Below are 4789 nucleotides of genomic sequence, written 5' to 3' on the forward strand. Positions count from 1 at the left end.
TTCCTGGCAGAGATCGGCCATGTCCTGCGGATGCTCGTCATGGCCCCGCCCGGCCGGTCATAGCGCCAGAACAGATAGGCGATCATCGGGATGCGGTCGCGCACCGGCNCTATCGAGGCAGGCCATCTCGATCGCGGCATAGAGGCGGGCGTTGGAGAGATAGTAGATCGCCCGCAGCGTCTTTGCGGACCATACTCTCCAGGGCCGCCTTGCTCGCGGCGTAGGCGAGCATGTCGCGGTGCTCCTTGACCTGCTGGATCGAGCCGATCGCGATCAGGCGGCCGAAACCGCGCTCCGCCATGGCCGGAATGAAGGCCTGCATCGGCTTCCTGGTGCGTCAAAAATCTCTAGGCTGTAGTGACAATTTAGGGTTCCCGAGTTGTTGGGGATCTGATTCAAGGCTGATTTTTGGGGTCAGCTTTGGACGGGAAAGTTCTGCGGGACGATCCGTGGGAGCGGCTGGAACGGTTCGTTCCAGGTAGCCGGAAGGGGCGGCGTGGTCCGCGCAGCGACGGACGGCGGTTTTTCGACGCGATCTAGACTGATACGGAAAACCAGCCTTGCCAATTTGAGTCCGCCAGCTGCCGTTGGCTCGCTGTGTAATCGTGAGACCCGAGCCCTTCTTCGCCATGGAACGAAGGGTGGAAGCGTTGAAGTAAATTCTCAAAGCATTGATTGTGCTTGGGAATTTTGGCGCGCCCGACACGATTCGAACGTGTGACCTTTGCCTTCGGAGGGCTAGGGCCGGAGAGTTCCTGGAGGCGCCCAAGATCTCTGGGGCGCTATAACTCATTGAAAATATAGATGTTCGATTTCTTGTGATGGCCGGCGCTTTCTCGTAATGTCTCCGTCGTGGCTATTCGGTGGCTACTGGGATTAAGAGCGGGGGCCCGCCCATGCCAACCATCAAGCTGACGAAACGTGCGCTCGATGGCATCGCGCCGGGAGGGAAAACGGCGTTCTGGTTTGACGTTGAGCTGAAGGGGTTCGGGCTCAAGGTCATGCCGTCGGGCGTCATGACCTGGATCGTTGAATACCGGCCGGGCGCCGGCGGGCGGGGCGTTTCCAAGCGCCGCATGACGCTTGGCAAGTCCAATACGCTGACGCCCGACGAAGCCCGCGCCATCGCGAAGGACGTGCTTGCCCGGGTCCATGCGGGCGAAGACCCGGCCGCCCTTAAGGTCGAAGCAAAGGCCGCAAAGACGGTTGCCGAACTGTGCGACCTCTATCTCGCGGAAGCCGAGCTTGGGAACATCATCAGCAAGCTGGGCACGCCCAAGAAGTCATCGACGCTGATTTCAGATCGCGGCCGGATCGCGCGCCATATCAAGCCGCTCCTCGGCAAGAAGCTGGTCCGCGACATTGGTCGCGGCGACATCGAGCGCTTCCTGCGCGACGTCGCCAGTGGCAAGACCGCCGTAGACGTGAAAACGAAGCGGCATGGCAGAGCCATCGTGACGGGTGGCAAAGGCACAGCAACCCGCACCGTTCGTTTGCTGGGCGGCATATTCAGCTACGCGATCCGGCTCGGCATGCGGGCTGATAATCCAACACATGGCGTTGCCAAGTATGCCGATAAACAGGGCGCGCGTTTCCTCGGGACTGCGGAACTTGAAAAATTTGGGGCCGCCTTGCGCCAGGCCGAAACGGTTGGCATCGCCTGGCGGACAAAGCCGATCAATCCGAGATCGAAACATCTGCCGAAGAATCGCGACGATCAACGCTCAATCATCGGGCCGTATCCCGCTGCTGCCATCCGCCTTTTGGTTCTCACCGGCTGCCGGCTGCGGGAAATCCTAGATCTGAAATGGCAGCATGTTGATATTGAGCGAGGCCTGCTTCGATTGGCGGATTCGAAGACAGGCGCAAAGACAGTTGTCCTTGCCGCACCGGCGCTCGAAGTGCTGACGACCGTGCCACGCATCAGTGGCTGTGACTATGTCATCGCAGGCGATGATCCGAAGAGGCCACGCAGCGACCTTAAGCGCCCTTGGGCGCTCCTCATGCGCGCAGCCGAATTGGAGGGCGTGCGCATCCACGACTTGCGCCACACTTACGCAAGCCATGGCGCAGCTGCCGGCATGGGGCTGACAATTGTCGGACGCCTCCTGGGTCACGCAGACGTCAAGACGACGAACCGTTACAGTCATTTCGATGCTGACCCAATGCGCCGGGCTGCAAATGCCATCGGAAGTTCTCTTGCGGCGGCGTTGGATGGCGATGTTAAGTCAAGGTCTAACGTAACGGCTCTTAAGAAATGACCTCTCTTCCTATCTCTCGATGCCGCAAGCAAGCGTTAGAGTCCTGTAAATCACTAAATTATCGCGCTCGATCCTCTTTGAGGATTGCACGTCGCTCGACTTCGGTTAGCCGTTCCGGGACTACAATATCAGCGCGATCGATCAGGGCTTGGCTAAAAGGTGGCGGGAGCCTCCAATTAATCTTGCCAGGCGCCACCGATGGAATTGCCGGCGTCACATTCCAAACCTGCGCTGTATCATCCGAGGACGAGGTGACGATTAGCGTATCGTTCGGAGAGAACATAGCGGTATGCCCATCAAGCGTGGCCAGCGCTCGCCCATTGTCCGTGTCCCACAGCCGCGTCGTGCCATCGTCGGAAGCGGTAACGATTCGCTGGCCATCCGATGAAAACATTGCAGTAGAAACGGCCCCCGTGTGGCCCTCCAGCGTAGCCAGCACACGCCCGCTCGCCGCGTCCCAAAGCCGCGCCGTCTTGTCTTCTGACGCCGTGACGATCCGCGTTCCGTCCGGGGAAAATTTGGCGGTAAGAACCGAGGCGGCGTGCCCCTCGAGCATCACTTGCGCCCGCCCGCTCGCCGCGTCCCACAGCCGCGCCGTCTTGTCTTCTGACGCCGTGACGATCCGCGTCCCGTCCGGCGAAAATTTGGCGGTAAGGACCGAGCCGGCGTGCCCCTCGAGCGTGACTTGCGCCCGCCCACTCGCCGCGTCCCACAACCGCGCGGTGTTGTCCCAGGACGCCGTGACGATCCGAGCCCCGTCCGGCGAAAACTCGGCGGTGGTGACCGTGCTCGCGTGCCCCCCCAGGGTAACCACCGCCCGTCCGCTTTCCGCGTCCCACAGCCGCGCCGTGTTGTCCTGGGACGCCGTGACGATCCAGCTGCCGTCACGCGAGAACGCTGCGCTTTTTACCGCGTCCTCGTGCCCCTCGAGCGTGGCCAGCACCCGCCCGCTCGCCGCGTCCCACACCCGCGCCGTCCGATCTCGGGACGCCGTGACGATGCGTGTCCCGTTTGGCGAGAACTCTGCGGTAAAGATTGTATTCGAGTGCGCCTCCAGCGTCGCCATCGCCCGCCCGTTCGCCACGTTCCATATGCGTGCCGTATTGTCCTGCGACGCTGTTACGATCCGCAATCCCTCGGGCGAAAACTTGGCGGTGTTAACCCCTTTCGTGTGCCCCGCGAGCGTGGCCATCGTCAGCCCACTCGCCGCGTCCCATAGGCGAGCCGCGTTGTCCGCGGATACCGTGAGGATTTGGTTGCCGTCCGGCGAGAACGCTGCGGTCCGCACCATGCGAGCATCCCCTTTAAACGTGACCAGCACTCGCCCGCTCGCCGCCTCCAACAGCCGGGCGGCAGTGTAAGGGGACGCCGTGACGATCCGCGTCCCGTCCGACGAGAATGCAATGGTGCCAGTCGAGGGCTGCCGCTCCAACACATTCAGCGCCCGCCCGTCCGCAACTTCCCACATCCTTATGGTTCTGTCAGACGACACTGTGACGATCCGTTTCCCGTCCGGAGAAAAGACGGCGGTATTAATTGTGTTTGTGTGCCCCTCGAGTTTCGCCAATAATCTCCCGCTCACTGCATCCCATAACCGCGCCGAAGAGTCGCGCGGCGTGCGGTCCCAAATAGTTAGTGTGGGTTGAGACGCCGTAAGGATTCGCGACCCATCCGGCGAGAATACGGCAATGCCGATGGTGCCCGTGTGCCCCTCGAGCGTGGCCAGCGCCCGGCCGCTCGCCGCGTCCCACAGCCGCGCCATGGAATCTTGCGAGGCGGTAACGACTCGTGTTCCGTCCGGCGAAAACGCAGCTGAGATGACCCTGCTTGTGTGCCCTTCAAGCGTCGCCAGCGCCTGCCCGCTCGCCGCATCCCAGAGCCGCGCGGTGCTGTCCGAGGACGCCGTGACGATCCGCGTCCCATCCGGCGAGAACGCGGCGGTATTGACCGTACCCGAGTGCCCCTCGAGCGCGCCCACCGCCCGCCCGCTTTCCGCGTCCCACAGCCGAGCCGTCTTATCCGAGGACGCCGTGACAATCCGAGTGCCATCAGGCGAGAACGCTGCGGTCCAGACCGCGCCCGTGTGTCCCATAAGCGTCAAAAGCACTCGCCCGTTCCCAGCATCCCACAATCGCACCGTAGCATCCTCCGATGACGTGACGATCTTTGTGCCGTTCGGTGAGAACAAGGCGCTGGTGACAATGCTACTGTGCCCGCGAAGCACACCAGGCACCTGCTCGAGGCGAGACAGACTTTGCGACAGCATCGCATACGCGGCGGGCTTGCGCACGAAGTCGTCCTCAGAATAGGTCCCGCTCAGGCCCGCGCGTACGACCTTGAGCGCCTCGACGGGGCGATCCTGCACCAGCAGCCCGTCGGCGATCGCGGCGGCATACCGTGCGGTGTCATCCTCCGCTTTTGCAGCCGCCTCTCTTGCGATCGTGGCGTTCCTATCAGCGACCTCACGCTGATCGTTGGCGATCTCGGCTTGAGCCCGAGCGTCTTTCCAGTACCAGCCAGCCGCGCCG

Annotated in this window: 3 protein-coding genes, 1 tRNA gene and 1 pseudogene; 2 read left to right on the forward strand and 3 right to left on the reverse strand. The window is 62.3% G+C overall.

Going from position 1 to position 4789, the window contains the following annotated elements; all coding sequences use genetic code 11:
- Positions 1-109: 109 nt before the first annotated feature.
- Complete coding sequence (locus ASE66_RS12340) at positions 110-322, reverse strand: SDR family NAD(P)-dependent oxidoreductase (protein WP_057189880.1); 213 nt, start codon at positions 320-322, stop codon at positions 110-112.
- Positions 323-420: 98 nt separating this feature from the next.
- Here ASE66_RS12340 and ASE66_RS32055 point away from each other — a divergent pair.
- Positions 421-537, forward strand: a pseudogene (locus ASE66_RS32055) (IS5/IS1182 family transposase); the annotation flags it as partial.
- A 154-nt stretch (positions 538-691) separates the two neighbouring features.
- Here ASE66_RS32055 and ASE66_RS32060 read toward each other — a convergent pair.
- Positions 692-783, reverse strand: a tRNA-Arg gene (locus ASE66_RS32060).
- A gap of 113 nt (positions 784-896) precedes the next feature.
- Here ASE66_RS32060 and ASE66_RS12345 point away from each other — a divergent pair.
- Positions 897-2261 carry a tyrosine-type recombinase/integrase gene (locus tag ASE66_RS12345; RefSeq protein WP_057189881.1) on the forward strand — a complete coding sequence of 455 codons (1365 nt, stop codon included), beginning with the start codon at positions 897-899 and terminating at the stop codon, positions 2259-2261.
- A 58-nt stretch (positions 2262-2319) separates the two neighbouring features.
- Here ASE66_RS12345 and ASE66_RS12350 read toward each other — a convergent pair.
- The coding region (locus tag ASE66_RS12350; protein WP_413814259.1) for a WD40 repeat domain-containing protein at positions 2320-4789 on the reverse strand (2470 nt) is incomplete at its 5' end.

It is taken from the genome of Allobosea sp. Root483D1, assembly GCF_001429505.1.
Taxonomy (GTDB): Bacteria; Pseudomonadota; Alphaproteobacteria; order Rhizobiales; family Beijerinckiaceae; genus Allobosea.